Raw genomic sequence first — 16857 nt, 5'->3', positions numbered from 1 at the left:
ATTGATTTAAAAGGATCATACTATGCGTATAACAATGATGTTAGTTATTTTACTCGCAAGCTTTACATTAAGCGCAACTCAATGCCTTAGTGCCCCTCCGAGCAAAGTTGGTTTATCAGATTTACCTGCGAATAATAAATTAACACGCAGTCAAGAAGCGAGTTTGAATCGTTTGTTTAAAGACTTAAGCGGTTCGTGGGTTGGAAAAAGTGATGGGTTTTATTGTATTGGTGAAGAGCTTGCTAATGCGCGTAAGGTGGCCAAATCTCATAGACTGGAAATGGTTTTTACTAATGATGACTCTATGGTTTTAAGAGCGAAAACTAAAGCTCAAGAGCGTGATGAATTTACACAACGAATCCAAAGTTTAACCTTATATGCAAATCAAGGTTACTTGCGGTTTGACCAGAACAACGAGGCTGGCGATGTTTGGATAGAGGCTCTGTCATCTACTCATGTCAGCGTTTGGTCAGTTAGTCGAGCAGGTACTGTGTATCATCTCATTAATCGCGTTATAAAGCGCAGCCCAAGTGCGTTTACATTAACTATGACAACATATAGCAACAACCGTTTGACTAGCCATTATATCGCTCGTATGTCGAATTAGATTATGTTCGGGAACAAAGTCTATTGAGTAGCGTTCAATTTACCGTTATCTTGGGCTTTGTTTTTGGGTAAATAATATTGCCTTTTTTATCAAGCTGATACCATGCCACAGGGCCATTTTCTTGGTTAGGGTATTTCTGTGTGCAAATTAACCTTGTGTCGTTAACCTCAATTACCGCCCCTAAGGTATATTTTTTATCGTCATACCAACAGATTAAATGATTTACCTCAGTTTCTAGCCAAATATGCTTTTTTGGGGTTTGCGCTTTCGCTAACGACGAGACAATCAACATTGGTAGTACTAAAGCCAACACTCTCATTGTTGTTTCCTTATATTTGTGAATTTATTCATTCACTTCTAACCTTAAAGAGTTGCTAAGAGCAGAGTAGCGTAAATACCATGTTATGTCGTTTTTTTGCTTTATTTTTATTCTTTCTAAGTATACCTCTGCACAGTAAAGTGATAGATATCACGGTTGAAACCGATATTTATTTCTATGCTAAGGACATTATTGGCAAAACGCCAATCTTAGATATTACTGATTATTCGGGTAAAAATGCCCAGCGCGATGTCGTTGAATTTATTCTTATACAACAAGCGCTACTATTAGGCGGTGCAGATATTCAATTTAACTTTATTTATGGCAATTACGATGCGCGTAATTTGAAGTTGTTAAACGAAGGCTTGTTGTTGCTATCGTTTGATTCACTTTGGTTGAGTGCGACTGAGCGGTATAAAGATAATTTATACATTAGTGAGCCGCTTATTCGTAAAGGGGAGTACTACGCGGGTGTGTTTACATCTGAACAAAACGTTGCAAACTATGATGCAAAGACCTTATCGCTTTCGGACATGACAATTGTTTCAAGTAAAGATTGGCATGTTGATTGGATCACCTTACAAAGTTTAAAACCTAAAAAGCTTGTGCATGAATCTGATTGGATTGTAATGGCTAAAATGGTTAGCCGAGGCTGGAACGATGGTATGTTAGCGCCGTTTAAAAAGCAGCATAACTTTTCTTATATTGGCCCTGACTATAAAATTTTTGCTATTCCCAATGTAAAAGTTGCGCTTAATGATAGTCGCCACTTTGTCGTTTCTAAAAAACACCCTTTAGGAAAACAAACGTTTGAAGCGTTACAGCGAGGGCTAAAAATACTGCGAGACCGTGGCCTAATTGAAAAAGCCTACCGAGAGGCAGGCTTTTTAAATGACGATGTAAAAGACTGGCGCACTATTAAAGTCGCAGAGCCTTTATTTAATTAGTGTAACTTAGTTTGCATCAAACTGGTTTTCAGGTGCGGCGTCAATAAATGCTTGTATGCTGTTACAACGTTGATAAATCGCATTAATTTTAGGGAATTGTGCCATATCAAGGCCAAATCGTAATGCATTAAATACTTGCGGCACTAAGCATACATCGGCAAGGCTCGGTGTATCGCCACAACAAAAATCCGTCGCGCCAATTTGCTTTTCTAGTTTTTCAAAGCCAATTTGGATCCAATGTAAATACCAAGCAGTTTTTTGTTCTTCGGTGACACAAAGTTCACCGGTTAAATACTTTAATACGCGCAAATTATCAATTGGGTGAATGTCACAAGCAATTGCATAGGCAAAACTGCGTACTTGTGCTTTTTGCCACGGATCATTCGGTAATAATGGCGTTTGTGGGTGAATTTCATCAAGGTATTCTAAAATCGCAAGCGATTGACCTAGCTTTCCGTTCTCAGTTTCGAGCGCAGGAAGTAAACCTTGTGGATTCACGTTTAGGTAATCGTCACTTTGTTGTTCACTTTTTAGAAGATTTACCGGCACCATTTCGTGATCTAAGGCTTTTAAATTAAGCGCAATACGAACACGATAAGCAGCAGATGAGCGAAAATAAGTATAAAGTTTCATAAAATTAAGTCCTTTAAGCACGAACAAAAAAGAACGGTTTTCCGTTCTTTTTATACTAACTTTGTTAAGTATGTGGTCAGCAATTTAAGTGAAAAGATATTACTGACTAAAATATTTCTTAATACCTTTCCAGCAATCTAGGTAATTTTGCTGACGCTCTTTACCTTCAAGTGCATACTTGGTTGGTGAAATAACGTAACGCGATTCAAACATAAATGCGAGCGTGTTTTCATAACGCTGTGGCTCAAGCTCCGCATTTGATGCTTTTTCAAATACGTCTGCTTCGGGTCCATGTGGCGACATGCAGTTATGTAAGCTCATCCCACCTGGTACAAAGCCATGCTCTTTTGCATCGTATACACCTTCAATTAAGCCCATAAACTCACTCATAATATTACGGTGATAATACGGTGGTCTGAAGGTGTTTTCTGCAACCATCCAACGTGGTGGGAAGATCACAAAATCAACATTTGCAACGCCGGCAGTGCCTGAAGGCGAAGTTAATACGGTAAAAATTGATGGATCTGGGTGATCAAAGCTTACCGTGTTCATTACGTTAAAACGCGAAAGCTCGTACTTGTATGGCGCACTATTACCTGTCCAAGCAACAACATCAAGTGGCGAGTGACCGATATCGCAGCGGAACAAGTTGCCATTAAACTTAGCGACAAGTTCATAATCGCCTTCAATATCTTCAAATGCGGCAACAGGGTATTGGAAGTCACGCTCATTGGTATAACCATTTGCGCCTACTGGGCCGCGCTCAGGCAGAATATAAGGGTGACCGTAATTTTCGCAAATATAACCACGGGCAGTAGCTTCAATTAGTTCAACCGAGAACTTAATACCACGTGGAATTACTGCAATTTCCCCGGGTTTAATTGCGAGTTTGCCGCATTCCGTATGAAGTACCATAGCACCTTGTTGTGGCACAAAGAGTAATTCACCATCGGCATTATAAAAGTAGCGACCATCCATTGAGCTATTTGCTACGTAGACATGAATACCAATACCTGTTTGACCATTGGCACTGCCATTTGCAGCCATGGTGATTAAGCCGTCGACAAAGTCAGTTTTTTCAGTTGGAATATCAATTGGGTTCCAGCGAAGCATAGTCGGAGGTGTTGGCACCTCGGTGATTGGCGCAGTGCGCAGCAAACCGTTATCAAGCGGTGAATAATCACCTTGTACAACAGAAGGACGAATGCGATAAAACCAGTTACGACGATTATCTGCACGCGGCGCTGTAAACGCAGTGGTGTTATATTGTTCCGCGTATAAATCGTACTTTACTTTTTGTGGTGAAAACTGGCCGACAGGCAATGCACCCGCAAGGGCTTCTGTTTCAAACTCGTTACCAAAGCCGGTTAAATAGTCATATTCTGGAAAACTCATAGTCACTCCCATTGTGATTTTTAATCAATATAGTCTCACGTGAGATTAAATGCAATAGGCTATACTCGATTAAGCTCAAAATGAAAGTAATTGATTTAGCGGTTCCATTAATAAAGCCATGGATGTAAATTGAAACTGTGAAAGCAAAGTTTATTAAGAAAAGATATATTTATGATTAAGTTGGCTACTTTTTTGCCTTATAGAGTTTCAATGCTCAGCAGTAAGTTAAGTAACAGTTTTGCAGAAGTTTATTCGGATAAATATCAACTAACCGTGCCACAGTGGCGTGTAATTGCGCATTTAGCGGAGAAAAAAACCTTAACAGCAAAAGAAATCTGTATTGAAGCAGGTCTTGATAAATCGACAACATCACGAGCGGTAAAACAGTTATTAGATATAGAGATAATTATTGGTAAACAGGCAAAAACTGATAAACGTGCAACAGAATTAGCGCTGACAGCTAAAGGTAATACGCTTTATCAAGAATTATCAAACGATGCAGCTAAATGGCAAGAAACCTTATTTAAAAGCCTTTCAAGTGAAGAGCAAACTGTGCTTTTTTCTATCCTACAAAAACTTGATGAAAAGAGTAATTGACGGTTAGATTTAAAGTAAGAAAAAAGCCCTGCATGTGCAGGGCTTTACCTATCAAGGGGTATCTAAATAATTAGATTAGAAACGGTAGTTAACACCTACACGCATCTGCCACAGAGAAGCAGAGTTTTGAACGTCTTGCTGTGCAGCATTTTTGTTGAAGCCTTTATAGATGTATTGGTCATTATCGCTGTCATAAGACATTTCAACCATACGGTTACCTACGAATGCACCTTCTTTAAGTACGCCCCAATCATCATTAATAAGGTTGCCTACATTCTTAATTGTGAAGTAAACATTACCTTTGTGACCGTCCATAAGACCTGGGATTTCTTGTGAAATCTTAACGTCAAATTTTACGTACCAATCTGCATTGAACTCGTTACGGCCAACTGTTGAACCGCGTTTAAGACCTTCTTTTTGAACCCATTCATCAAAGCTAGCTTTATCAAAGCCTTCTTCCTTTTCAGGATCCCAAGGTAGATATGTCACATTCGCATCATTCTCTAATGGGATGTACATTAGCTGACGCGAACCATTCCAGTTATTGTCGCCAAATCCACGGTCGCTGCTATCATATGTATAGCTGTAAGGACGACCTTCGCTTGCCTGACCAAATAGGTTAAAGCGTGTTAGGTAACCATCAAAGAACTCATGCTTGTAACCTAGCTTGAATGTGAAACGGTGTGGTACTTCGTAGTTAGAAGTAGCAAGACCAGGGTCATTAGGATCTGTTAGAGCAAGGTTACCAAAGTTAGAACCTGCAACAGAAGACGTCATTGGGTTGATGTCTTTCGACTCTGTGTATGCATACGAAACTGTAAAATCGATACCACTGTCATATTCTTTTGAAAGTGCAAAAGAAAGTACAGTTGATTCACCGTCATCACCATCAACATTTGTTAATAGATATTCATTGAAACGACGAACAGTATTACCTTCGCTGTCTTTTAATGATGTACCTGTGTAAATAGGACGACCATCAAACGTTGTTTCACCTGTATCTGTAAGTGCTAAATCACGGATAATCGCACTGTCTTGCTTCTGTGTGTGAAGTAAATCAGCAGTGATGATGTAGTTATCTTCAGTGAAATATGTTGCACCTAAAGCAAACTTCCATTCTGAAGGGATTTCAAAGTTATGGTCAATTGCATTTACAGAACCTGAACCACCCGTTGAGTTAGCAACTTGGTCATATTGATTCTGAGGTACTTCAAATAGTGGCTTGCCACCATTAACCATTGGTGTGTTGAATAAGTCTACATTACGCTCTTGAGTTGCAATGTTTACAACACCGTCGTTAGAGTATGAGTTAGATACCCAAACGTTCGGGTTACCACCAGAATACAGACCAACACCACCACGTACTTCGATGTTATCAGCTGCTTGCCAATTGAAGCCTAAACGCGGTTGTAATAGATCGATATCATCCATGTTTTTAGTGTTATCGAAGCCATATAGTTCAGTGAATAAGGCGTTTTCACGAGGCTTATCGCTGCTTGTGTACATGTCATAACGAAGACCAAACGTTAAGCTTAGGTCGTAATCGATGAAGTTGTACTCATCTTGTAAGTAGAATGTATGCTGTGCGAAACCAAATTCTGCCGCTGCATCGTCAGGGTTATTTGTACCAGCTGAGTTATTATAGTAAACGCGTGAAGCTAAACCTTGCTCAAAATCATCGATTGAATTGAAACGGAATTCGCCTTGTGTGTGCTGCATGAATAGGTTAAATACATTAACTTTTTCATACTCATAACCACCAGTGATTACGTGCTCATCTAGGTAGTATGTACCAGCAAGCTTAAATGTTGTTGTATCGTAATCAAGGTCATTTGATTGACGAGAATCATCAGGACCTAAGAAGATTGTTTGGCTACCGTTACGGATTTGCACTTCACCCATACCGCTAGCAGCATCAAGTGAACGCTGACGCATATCTACGTCTGATTTACCAATACGCAATTCAGTTGAGAAATTATCAGACCAATCTGAGTACACTGAACCTACAAGTGATTGGAACTCAACACCACGCTCATAGAAATGACTATCAAGCGTTACTGCCCAGTCGTCAGACTGGCTTAAGCGGAAACCATCGTTGTAGTTATATACAACGCTTGCACGGTGATCATCATTGATGTTCCAGTCAAGTTTAACTAATAGCTTTTGGTCATCAACAGGCATGCTTGCTGGTGTAGAACCTGCATCATAGCCATAAATGTCCTGTGCGATTTGACGAACACGATCAAGATCTGCTGGAGTAACATCATCTTTATCGCTTGTACCAAGACGAGGGTATTCAAATAACTCAGCACCTTCTAACTCTTCATAAGCTACGAATACAAAAAGTTCATCTTTAATGATTGGCGCACCAACAGAGAAGCCATAACGCTTTTCTGAGTAGTTACCAGTATCGATGTCTTCACCTTCGATTGAATCACCTTGCATTGAATCGTTAGTGTAATCGAAGAAAACTTTACCGTGAACTTCGTTAGTACCTGACTTAGTTACTGCGTTGAAGTTACATGATGTAAAGCCACCGTAGTTTACGTCAAATGGCGCAAGCTCTACAGCTACTTGGTCGATTGCATCGTATGAGAACGGAGCACGAACCGTTGGGTAACCATTGTCGTTAAGACCAAAATTATCGTTCATACGAACGCCATCAAGCGTTAAGCTGTTAAAACGTGGGTTACCGCCACCACACTGAATCGCACCGTCACCACGGCTGTCATCGATGTAAATACGAGGATCAGCTTGTACAATGTCTTTTAAGTCACGGTTAATCGCTGGTTGGTTTTCTAAGTCTTTTAAGCTGAAGTTAGCAGCGGGACCTGTACCACCAGAGAAAGAGCTAATTGGACGACCAGTTACAACGATTTGCTCGATGTCAGATTTCGACTGTAGCTGAACGCTTACTGGATATTCTTTACCAAGCGTTAGGTAAACGTCTTCAACCATTGTGTCTTCAAATTCTTTTGAATCAACAATAATTTGGTATGGACCACCAACACGTAGACCTTTTGCGCTGAAAAGACCTGATTCGTTAACAGTTGCTCTTTTAACAGAACCTGAAGGCACGTGGATAATTGTGATTTCAGTACCAGATGCAGGATTGCCGTTAGGGCCAACAATAGTACCGCGTACAGAAGAAGCAGTATCGTTAGCATAAGCAGCTGTAGAACCTAAACATGCCGCGATAGCAAGTGGCAATACTTTTTTGCGTAGTTGCGTTTTCATTAGTAGTTTCCCGTGTAACTAAATTTGAAAGTTAGTTTTGTATTTTATTACTTATTATCTTGTTCAAGATAACCAAGTGCATTAACTTGAACTTCTGCTGATTTATCAAAAATTTTATTTAATAAACCTGCTAATCTAATTCCGCCTTGAAGCAAACGTTCTTTTACAATTGGCATTTGTTCATAAACGTAATGGTATTTAAATTCGCCATTGCCAATATCGTAAAGCTCTTCGGCAATATGAAATGATTCGAGTACCCAATCTTTTGGTTCAGACGCTAAATAGCGAGAAATAACTTGCGGGTCTTTGGTATCAATAAATTCAACAAATTCAGTGTAGGAAAGGTTTTCGCTTTCAACCAATCCTTTATCCCAAAGTGAGTGTAAGTTAGTTTCTTTACCGAAAAATTTCACTTTTATTTTGTTTCCACCCCAATCTTCGCTGCGACCCGCGTGCATAGGTTGGTGGATATCACCAACAAGGTGAGTTAGAAAGCGGAAGTAAAACTGCTTCTTTTCAATTGATGTTTTAGGGCTTTGAAGCACAGCGACCGATTTCAAAATGCCTGAATAGATATCAGTTACTTCACCTTTATTATGGGTGATACGGTATTTGTTTGGTTTGAATTCAGCTGCAGAAGAGATATTGATGTAGTGCCACTTGCCAGAGTCGTGTTTCCAAAAATCGGCAGGATTTGAGCGCATTTCGTCGGCCCAAGTAGTTACTTCAGCTAGTTTGTCACCTTGAAGTAAGGGGTAAATAGCGCGACGAGTTTCTATTGTTAAATGGTTCTCAGCAATTTTGCCGATTATACGATGCCCATTTTGACTCCACGCGACCGCTTGAAAGTGCGTTAGCGTAAGAGTGATTAATATCAAAGAACGTAAACCCATAGTAATTTTTATTGTGTGTAGTTGTTATCAACAAGGCTAATTGTCCTTAGTTTTACAAAAATAGAAAGGACTCATTAGGATTCATAATTACTTGTTAACAAAGAAATAAAATCAATGGTTTACGATTTTTAAATAAATTTACCTATTGCAATAAGTAAATATACGTGATGAAATTAAGGCTTGAATTGAGCATAGATAATAACAATTAAAATGAAATATAACTTTTTGTTTTCAAAAGCGGTAATAACAGCTGTTTTTTGTATATTAATTGTTCTTTTTGGTTTTCTAGGGAGCTCTCAATACCCAACAAAATTAAAAGCAATTGATACTTTTATGTCTGTCAAGCAACAATGTGATCAAGCGTTGTCAGAAAATGAAAATACGTTCAATATTTATGTGCCAACAGAGCAGTTAGCAAAGCAGCTTATCCCTTATTTTTGTAATAACCCGATTGTTGCAAAGCAGTTTGGTCAAGTGCAGTTAAACTGGGGCCATAATATGAGTGATGCATTAGATTTTATCGGGCGAGGTAACGCTGATTTAATCATGACTAAAGAGAATTTAATGGTTGCCTTTAAAAGTGAACACACTTTTAACTATAAAACCTTGCTTGCCTATCCTGATTACACGGCATTTTTTATCTCGTTAAATGAAAAACCAAAGCTTGAAAAAGAGTATTTTATTGATAAACGTATTGGCCTGTTGGATTACCCAAGTAGCCGCTCTGGCTACATTTTACCGAGAACCTTGTTTAAACGTTTAAATATTAACGTTGATAGTTTGGATATTGTGCAAGCTAACTCCCATTCTACGCTGAGAGATCTGCTAGCTGAAGGAAAAGTTGATGTAATTGCATCGTATTGGAAGCAAGACGATATGGATCGTTTTTTGGAAAATTACATTACACCGATTAGCAGTAAAGTGAGTGGAAGTCGTTGGTATTTTAAAATGGAGACTGAAAACACAGAACTTGTATGTGCAATTAATCAAATTATTCACCGCCATGCAAATGCCCAAACCTCTCCCTATTTTAAAGATGTAGAAAGTTATGTTGAATGTTAAAAGAAATAAGCAGATTTTGCTGTGCATATTAGTCTTTTTGGTATTTCAGTTAGTCTATGGCGTCGCTAAACGCATAAATCTTGGTGATTCTGAGTACCAGTTAACACAACATATTGAAAATAGAATCGCAAAAGACTTAAATCGCTTACCTTTGCCAGATCCAAATAAAAGCAGTGCGGGCAATGATCTGGCCGTGGCAAATTACATTACAGCGTTAAATGAAAAATTAACGCGCCATCCTTTATCACCAAAGGTATTGGCTATTCAGTCAAATAACTACAAAGCTGACTCAAACCGTAAAGTAATAACCCATCAATTTAGTACACCGACACAAATAGTCCGATTTACTTTCTCGCTTAAAAAGCTGGGTTTGTTTGATTATTTTTCGTGGTTGGCACTCATAGCAAGTATCGGATTTTATTTTTTAGTTAACTACCGTTATGACTTGAAGTTAACGAAAAGCAACTTGGTAGTAGAGAGTATTGACGAAGAGCGAGCAAGACTGGTTATTGACCTTGAACAGAAATTGCTGATCAACAGTCGTACTCACACAAGCGTACCACTTGCCAATAAGCCATTATGTTTTTATACAGCATTGATAGAATATTGCATGGCACAACCGGATGTTTTACTCAACCAAAATAAAGAGCTGCCAGATGAACTTGTTAGCCTTGCAAACAAGTATTTTTATCGTTTAACAGAATTAGGACACACTATTCGTAAAAGGCCGAATTTTTCAAATAGTTTAGAGAAAACGCTAAGTGAAATTCGGGCTGCACTAGATGAAATTCTATTGGATGATATTGAACTAAAAGACATGCTCTATCCACCAAAAGCCCATGGAGAAGGGTCACGTTCAAAACTTCATCATTACGGGTTACGTAATGTTGATACTGATCAAATTGAAATAATCGGTAAATAAATGTGAGAATTCAGTCGATGATACGTATTATGCTTTTAAGTTTCTAAAGTATATGCGTTTATCGACCTCTAATTTGATGAGTTTTGAGTTATTAAGAATTTGGTAACGCGTTTAATCTTTATTCTCACAATTTAGCAAAATCGTGTAGACGTGGTGCAAAAATACGGGCTCTATTATTTTAACGATTTTTTGCTAGGCTTTTACGCTGTTAGCAACTTTAATTTCTACTTCGTCAAGCGCGATAAAATTCATTTGAGGATCGTTTGCAGTTTACTTGGGTAGCTGATATATCTGATTTGGTTTTTATGTTGCTAATTGAATGAAATACTCAAACCAATTAAAAAACTTATTTTTATAGTAGGGCAAGCGTGGGAACGCTAGCTTTATGCTGTGAAAGGTAAAAGACGTAAGTGTTAGCTTACGCCTTTTAGCAGGGAGGTTTTAAATCTTAGTTGCATCAACCGGAGAGTTTTGCAAAAAGTAATTTTTCAATACTTCAGCGTCAATGGTATCAGTTGCAACAAAATGCGGATGCTTTGTCATATTCGGGTAGCCATCACCGCCTGCCGCATTATAGCTATTAAGTGTAAAACGATAGCGTTTATTGGCATCAAAAGGTTTGTTGCCAATACTAGTGATGGTTAATTCATCATTTTCTTTTTTAAATTCGATGCCATAAAACTGGCAGTACGCGCCTGAATCCGGCGGGAAGCTCGCAGCTAAACTGATGTAATCAATTAGCTCTTGGCCTTTTAGTTCAAGATAGGTAATACGGTTTTTAAAAGGGTGAACCTGCAAAATATCTTTGTAGCTAACGTCGCCCGCTTTAATAGAATCGCGAATACCACCACCGCTAATAATACCGAAATCTGCACCCACACTTTCACTTTGTGCTTTGGCAATCAAACGGCCTAGATTGGTTTGTACAAAACGAACTTTGTTACGCGAACCTTCTAAATCACCGATTAACTCGCCGATCGGCTGTGAAATTTTTGCTGAACCTTTTTCTTGGTACGGTGTTAAAAATGCGAGCATTTTCGGATCTTCCGGGATCTTTTCTGATGCAAGTTTTTTGACGGTTTGACCATCTTGCTTTGTTTCGCGCAGCATATTAACCGGAATAAGTTCATAGCTTAGTAGTGTAAGCGCGTTATTTTTCAAGGAAAATTCGGCTTTGCCTACATACTTACCCCATTCATGCGCTTGCATAATCCATGTGCCGTTTTGACGATCAGGACGACATTCATCACCTGGTAGAAAGTCGCTATCAGCAGTATTGTCACCTTCCATACATACAGGTTCTTGTGAATGTCCACCAATAATAAGATCCAACGCACCTGCATCAAGTGTGCGAGCCAAAGTCACATCGCCCGGCGCATTTATGCCATGTTTGGCATCAACGTAATGCCCCATGTGCGTTACGGCAATCGTAATGTCGGGTTGGTAGGTTTTTTCGAGTTTTTCGAGTAAAGGAGCCGCAGCATCTGCGGGTGTACGAAATTCAAAATGACCCACATAATCAGGGTTGGCGATTTTAGCCGTATCTACTGTTGTTAAACCAATTACCGCAATTGTTAAATCTTCACGTTTAATGATTTGGTATGGCTGGTATGCATGTTCCCCCGTTTTTTTGTTAAATATATTTGCCGAGAGCAGCGGGAAGTTTGCCCACGTAATTTGTTTATCTAGAATCTCTAGAGAATTATCAAACTCGTGATTACCGATAGCCATGGCATCGTAGCCAATTAAGCTCATGCCTTTAAAATCTGGTTCAGCGTATTGTAAATCGGATTCAGGCACGCCAGTGTTTATGTCACCACCTGATAACAGCAGCACTTGATGATTTTTCGCTTTTGCCTCAGCACGTAAACGGTCAATAAGCGTTTTTCTTGCCGCCATGCCATACTCACCTTGCTCATTGCGCCAAAAGCGTCCGTGGTGGTCATTGGTGTGCAAAATAGTGAGCTTTTGCTCATTATTTGTCGCGTAGCTGTTGTTCATAAACAGCATAGAGAGTGCTGAAAAAGTGAAAGAGCGCACAGTAATCATTATAAATTTCGGCAGTTAGTTAACAAACGCTATTATTCTAACCATCACAATAAAATTATGTGCGGACAATTGTCCGGTTGCATGGGCCGAAATAGCAAAACCTCGTAATTATTGTTAAAGGAGTGTTATTAATTGTAATTGTCACGTGAGTTTTATAGCCATGTTGGCAAATAATCGGTAAGCTGCTGTCGATAAAAATTAACAAAATATTCACGGGAAATTATGGACAAGCTAAAACTATCTCTCTTAGCTGCTGGCTTATTTACGGGCGCTGCGCAGGCAACGATTGTTGAAGTTCAAACAACACAAGGCAATTTTCAAATAAACCTGTTTGATGAAACTACACCAAAAACGGTTGAGAACTTTCTAAAGTACGTAAACGACGAGCGTTATAACGAAGTGGTGTTTCACCGCTTAATAACGGACTTCGTGCTGCAAGGTGGTGGTTACACCTATGACGGCAGTAAATTTTTACCCATCGATACCTATGGTACTGTTGTAAATGAGCCAGTTTACTCTAACGTACGTGGCACTATTGCCATGGCAAAAGTGGCTAACAACCCTAATAGTGCGACGAGCCAGTGGTTTATCAACCTAAAAGATAACAGCGGTAACTTAGATACACAAAATGGTGGTTTTACGGTATTTGGTCAAGTAATTGGTGAAGGCATGGATTTAATTGACCAATTATCTAATTTTGCGTGTAATGAATACCCACTCGTAAATACAACGGAAGAGCAGTGTACTGACCTTAAAAATGGTAATGCATCGCTCGGTGCTGAACGTTTAATTACCATCGAAAATGTTACGATTATTGATAGCAACAGTGACACTGCAAGTGATTTAACACCAAAGGAAAATACCTTAATAAAAGAGCCACCAAAGCCGCCAGTAACGTCGGATGATTCAGGTGGTAGTTTTGGCCCATTATTGGGCTTAATGGCGAGTGCCTTAATTTGGCGACGCAAGCGCAAGCCTATGTTAGCGCGCTAACGCATAATCTCATTTGTTGACAAACCGTTACAAATAATACAATTAAAGTATTGCATTTAATCACCGCTTTTTTATAGTGGAATAAATGTATATCAAGTCACTTAATTGACTAATCATACTAGCGGGCTAAAGTTATGTTTTTGTATTTCATTTACCCAATGCGCTAGGTGATTACCTATTGAGTAGAATTGGTATTAAAAAACGCTCTATGACAAGACACTAGAGCGTTTTTTGTATTTATAACTCTAGGGAACCATTATGAAAAAAGCACTTAGCCTAAGTGCATTAGCACTTGCTGTTTTAGTTGGCTGTAATGCCACTAACCAAGCTAATACCTCTTCGAATAATCCAAATCTATACGCAGAATCACTGGTTGTTAGCCCGAACGATAACCGCGAATACAAAACGTTAAAATTAAGCAACGAGATTGAAGTTGTCTTAGTGTCGGACCCAAGTGTTGATAAATCTGCTGCAGCACTCAGTGTGGGGGTTGGCTTATTGCATGACCCAATGACACAACAAGGTATGGCGCATTATTTAGAGCACATGTTGTTTTTAGGCACTGAACGTTTCCCTGATACAAACGAATATTCAGAGTTTATGACCAAAAATGGTGGTGCTCATAACGCATATACGTGGTTAGATATTACCAACTATATGTTCAAAGCGAATAACGATGCATTTGAAGAAGGGCTTGATCGTTTTTCTGATTTCTTTAAGTCACCGAAGCTTTACCCAGAGTATACCGATAAAGAAAAGAACGCAGTAAACGCTGAATGGTCAATGCGCCGCGAGCTTGATTTCTTTGGTCAGTTCAAACTGGCTCGTAAAATGATGGGCGAACACCCAGCAAACCGCTTTTTAATTGGTAATTTAGAAACCCTTGGTGATAAAGAAGGTAGCAAGCTACACACTGAAACCGTTGCCTTTTTTGATAAATATTATTCATCAAATATCATGAAAGTAGCATTACTTAGCAATAAGCCTCTTGCTGAGATGGAAGCGCTAGCAAATAAATACTTTTCAGATATTAAAAATAAAAATATTGAAAAGCCGAGTGTTACAGCGAAAGTTGATTTAACGAAAGTAGGCGGTAAAAAGGTTTTTTATAAGCCAAACAAAGACGTTAAACAATTAACACTCGACTTCACAATCGAAAACAACAGCGACCAATTTGCGCTTAAACCAAACCGTTTTCTGTCATACCTTATTTATTCAGAAATGCCGGGCACACCTGCTACGTTATTACGTGAAAAAGGCTGGATCTCAGATCTCGGTGCTAATGCATCGCCTTCACACTATGGTAACTATGGTACGTTCTCAATTGATGTAACGTTAACCGATAGTGGTATGGAACACCGTGATGAGATTGTTGCCATAATCATGCAGTACATCGACCTTATTCGTGAGAAAGGCGTTGATAAAAAGTACTTTGATGAAATCAGAACATCACTTAATAACCAATTCAAATTCTTAGAAAAAGGCGATGAATTTGGTTATGTATCTAACCTTGCTGGCGCAATGCAAGTTTATCCAACGAATCATGTGATTAACGCACCATATTATTATGGTCAGTTTGACGAAAAAGCAATTGAACAAGTGCTTGATCAACTTACACCTGAAACGTTAAAAATTTGGTACGTAAGCCAAAAAGAAGAAACAGACAGTACGCTTCATTTCTATGATGGTAACTACCGCATTGCTGATATTTCACAAGACGAAATTAACAGCTGGAAAGCGCCAACAAACGTTGCAATGAACTTGCCTGCAGTAAACCGTTTATTGCCAGAAAGCTTTGATTTAAAAGCCGCGAGCGATGAAATTAAAGAGAAGCCGCAACTTGTTCACGACACTAAGCATATTAAAGTATGGCAGTTTGCGAGCAAAAACTTCTCGCACCAGCCAAAAGGCATGCTGAAAGTGTATATTAATAACCCAGCAACGCTTAGCGATATGGACACGGCGATTCTATTATCGGTTTGGCAAGACTTATACAGTAAGAATGTTGTTGCATTGAATACAGAAGCAGGTGTGGGCGGTATGTCTATGAGCCTTTCTGATTCAAACGGTGTGGTATTTACTGTAAATGGTTTTACCGACAAACAAAGCGAACTGATTGTAGCCGGTATGAACGAGTTACGTGTTGCGCCAACCGAACTTGAGTTTAACCAAGCGAAAGATCGTTTCTTACGTGCCGTTGCAAACAAGAGCAAAAACTTCCCTTACAGCCAAGCATTTAATGCGTTTTACAAAGTAACAAGCCAAGGCAGTTATGAAGATGCCGCACTGATTGAACGTGCTAAATCGCTTTCAATTAGCGATTTAAATAAGGTGATGGAGCAGGTACTTAATAATAACCAAGTACGCGTATTTATGTTTGGTAACTACGACCAGAATGACGTGAAAACTGTTGTATCTAGTCTTGAAAAAGCCTTACCTAACGAGGTGACAACAACGCAATACGCACGTGCGAAAGCGTGGTTACCAAAAGCTGGTCAAATATTTAGCGTACAACGTGATATTGACGTAGCTGATGTTGCTTTAGTTGATATGCATATGCACCCAGTAAAAGGTAAGAAACAAGAAGCGCAAGGGCTTGTTTTACAAGGTCACTTCAGCAATAAAGTATTTGATAAATTACGCACCGAAGAGCAACTGGCGTACGCAGTAGGTGGTTTTAGCACCACGCTTAACGACTATGTTGGTTTTGGTATGTATATTCAAACACCAGTTAAAGGCCCAGGTGAAATGCAGGCGCGTTTCGATGAATACAAGCTTGAGTACAAAAAAGAGCTCGATGCAATTAGCGAAGAAACGTTTGCGCAACTTAAAAATGCGGTACTGATCAAGCTAAATGAGCAGCCGAAAAACCTAGGTGATGAGCTAAGACCATATCTGTCAGATTGGTATGAAGAAAACTTTGATTTCAACTCAAAAGCTGAGCTGATTAAAGAAGTAGAGCAAGTAACACTTGCTGATGTTAAAGACTTTTACGCAAAAACCGTACTAAATAAAGATGCAGCGCGCTTAAACGTGCAAATGCGCGGTACTAAATTTGCGGACAAGGCATTTGGCAAAATCGATAATCAGACGATTATTTCTGACTTTACAAATGCAGGTCAGGTACTTGATTATCAAAAGTAATTGATAGTTTTTTGTGAAAGGCGAGCAAATGCTCGCCTTTTTTATGCGTCACAATTGTT

Annotated in this window: 13 protein-coding genes; 7 read left to right on the top strand and 6 right to left on the bottom strand. The window is 39.1% G+C overall.

Annotated features, from left to right (window positions below):
- Positions 1-22 precede the first annotated feature (22 nt).
- Positions 23-607, top strand: coding sequence for a hypothetical protein (locus tag ACXAFE_RS16435; protein ID WP_475154919.1), 585 nt, complete (start codon positions 23-25; stop codon positions 605-607).
- Positions 608-641: 34 nt separating this feature from the next.
- On the opposite strand, the gene ACXAFE_RS16430 is transcribed toward ACXAFE_RS16435, so the two are convergent.
- Positions 642-926, bottom strand: a complete 285-nt coding sequence (locus ACXAFE_RS16430; RefSeq protein ID WP_475154917.1) for a DUF1496 domain-containing protein — start codon at positions 924-926, stop codon at positions 642-644.
- A 140-nt stretch (positions 927-1066) separates the two neighbouring features.
- Between ACXAFE_RS16430 and ACXAFE_RS16425 the strand changes: the two genes are divergently transcribed.
- Positions 1067-1873, top strand: coding sequence for a hypothetical protein (locus tag ACXAFE_RS16425; RefSeq protein WP_475154914.1), 807 nt, complete (start codon positions 1067-1069; stop codon positions 1871-1873).
- 6 nt (positions 1874-1879) lie between these two features.
- On the opposite strand, the gene maiA is transcribed toward ACXAFE_RS16425, so the two are convergent.
- Entirely contained in the window at positions 1880-2506 is a 627-nt protein-coding gene (gene maiA / locus ACXAFE_RS16420) for a maleylacetoacetate isomerase (RefSeq protein WP_475154912.1), read from the bottom strand.
- A 99-nt stretch (positions 2507-2605) separates the two neighbouring features.
- A complete protein-coding gene (gene hmgA, locus ACXAFE_RS16415) occupies positions 2606-3901 on the bottom strand; it encodes a homogentisate 1,2-dioxygenase (RefSeq protein WP_475154909.1) in 1296 nt (431 codons plus the stop codon).
- Positions 3902-4111: 210 nt separating this feature from the next.
- Here hmgA and ACXAFE_RS16410 point away from each other — a divergent pair, with 210 nt between their 5' ends.
- Positions 4112-4498: a MarR family winged helix-turn-helix transcriptional regulator gene (locus ACXAFE_RS16410; protein WP_475154905.1), complete on the top strand. Its 387-nt coding sequence runs from the start codon at positions 4112-4114 to the stop codon at positions 4496-4498.
- A 75-nt stretch (positions 4499-4573) separates the two neighbouring features.
- Here the strand turns inward: ACXAFE_RS16410 and ACXAFE_RS16405 are convergent, their stop codons facing one another.
- Both ACXAFE_RS16405 and ACXAFE_RS16400 read right to left on the bottom strand, forming a co-directional pair.
- A complete protein-coding gene (locus tag ACXAFE_RS16405; RefSeq protein WP_475154901.1) occupies positions 4574-7735 on the bottom strand; it encodes a TonB-dependent receptor in 3162 nt (1053 codons plus the stop codon).
- 47 nt (positions 7736-7782) lie between these two features.
- The gene (locus ACXAFE_RS16400; protein ID WP_475154898.1) at positions 7783-8628 is read right to left on the bottom strand and encodes a S1/P1 nuclease; all 846 of its coding nucleotides are present in this window, start codon (positions 8626-8628) and stop codon (positions 7783-7785) included.
- 333 nt (positions 8629-8961) lie between these two features.
- Between ACXAFE_RS16400 and ACXAFE_RS16395 the strand changes: the two genes are divergently transcribed.
- Both ACXAFE_RS16395 and ACXAFE_RS16390 read left to right on the top strand, forming a co-directional pair.
- A complete protein-coding gene (locus ACXAFE_RS16395; RefSeq protein ID WP_475154894.1) occupies positions 8962-9690 on the top strand; it encodes a hypothetical protein in 729 nt (242 codons plus the stop codon).
- Positions 9677-10612, top strand: a complete 936-nt coding sequence (locus ACXAFE_RS16390) for a hypothetical protein (RefSeq protein WP_475154890.1) — start codon at positions 9677-9679, stop codon at positions 10610-10612. Before ACXAFE_RS16395 ends, ACXAFE_RS16390 begins: the two co-directional genes overlap by 14 nt.
- A 441-nt stretch (positions 10613-11053) precedes the next feature.
- On the opposite strand, the gene ushA is transcribed toward ACXAFE_RS16390, so the two are convergent.
- Positions 11054-12622, bottom strand: coding sequence for a bifunctional UDP-sugar hydrolase/5'-nucleotidase UshA (ushA, locus tag ACXAFE_RS16385; RefSeq protein ID WP_475157756.1), 1569 nt, complete (start codon positions 12620-12622; stop codon positions 11054-11056).
- Between the two features lie 261 nt (positions 12623-12883).
- Here ushA and ACXAFE_RS16380 point away from each other — a divergent pair, with 261 nt between their 5' ends.
- Positions 12884-13654: a peptidylprolyl isomerase gene (locus tag ACXAFE_RS16380; protein ID WP_475154885.1), complete on the top strand. Its 771-nt coding sequence runs from the start codon at positions 12884-12886 to the stop codon at positions 13652-13654.
- 258 nt (positions 13655-13912) lie between these two features.
- Positions 13913-16798: an insulinase family protein gene (locus ACXAFE_RS16375; protein WP_475154881.1), complete on the top strand. Its 2886-nt coding sequence runs from the start codon at positions 13913-13915 to the stop codon at positions 16796-16798.
- Positions 16799-16857: the final 59 nt, after the last annotated feature.

The sequence above is a fragment of the Pseudoalteromonas sp. ABV4_021 genome (assembly GCF_056159365.1).
Note: the sequence above shows the minus strand (reverse complement) of the source record. Positions and strands in the feature narration are given on the sequence as shown.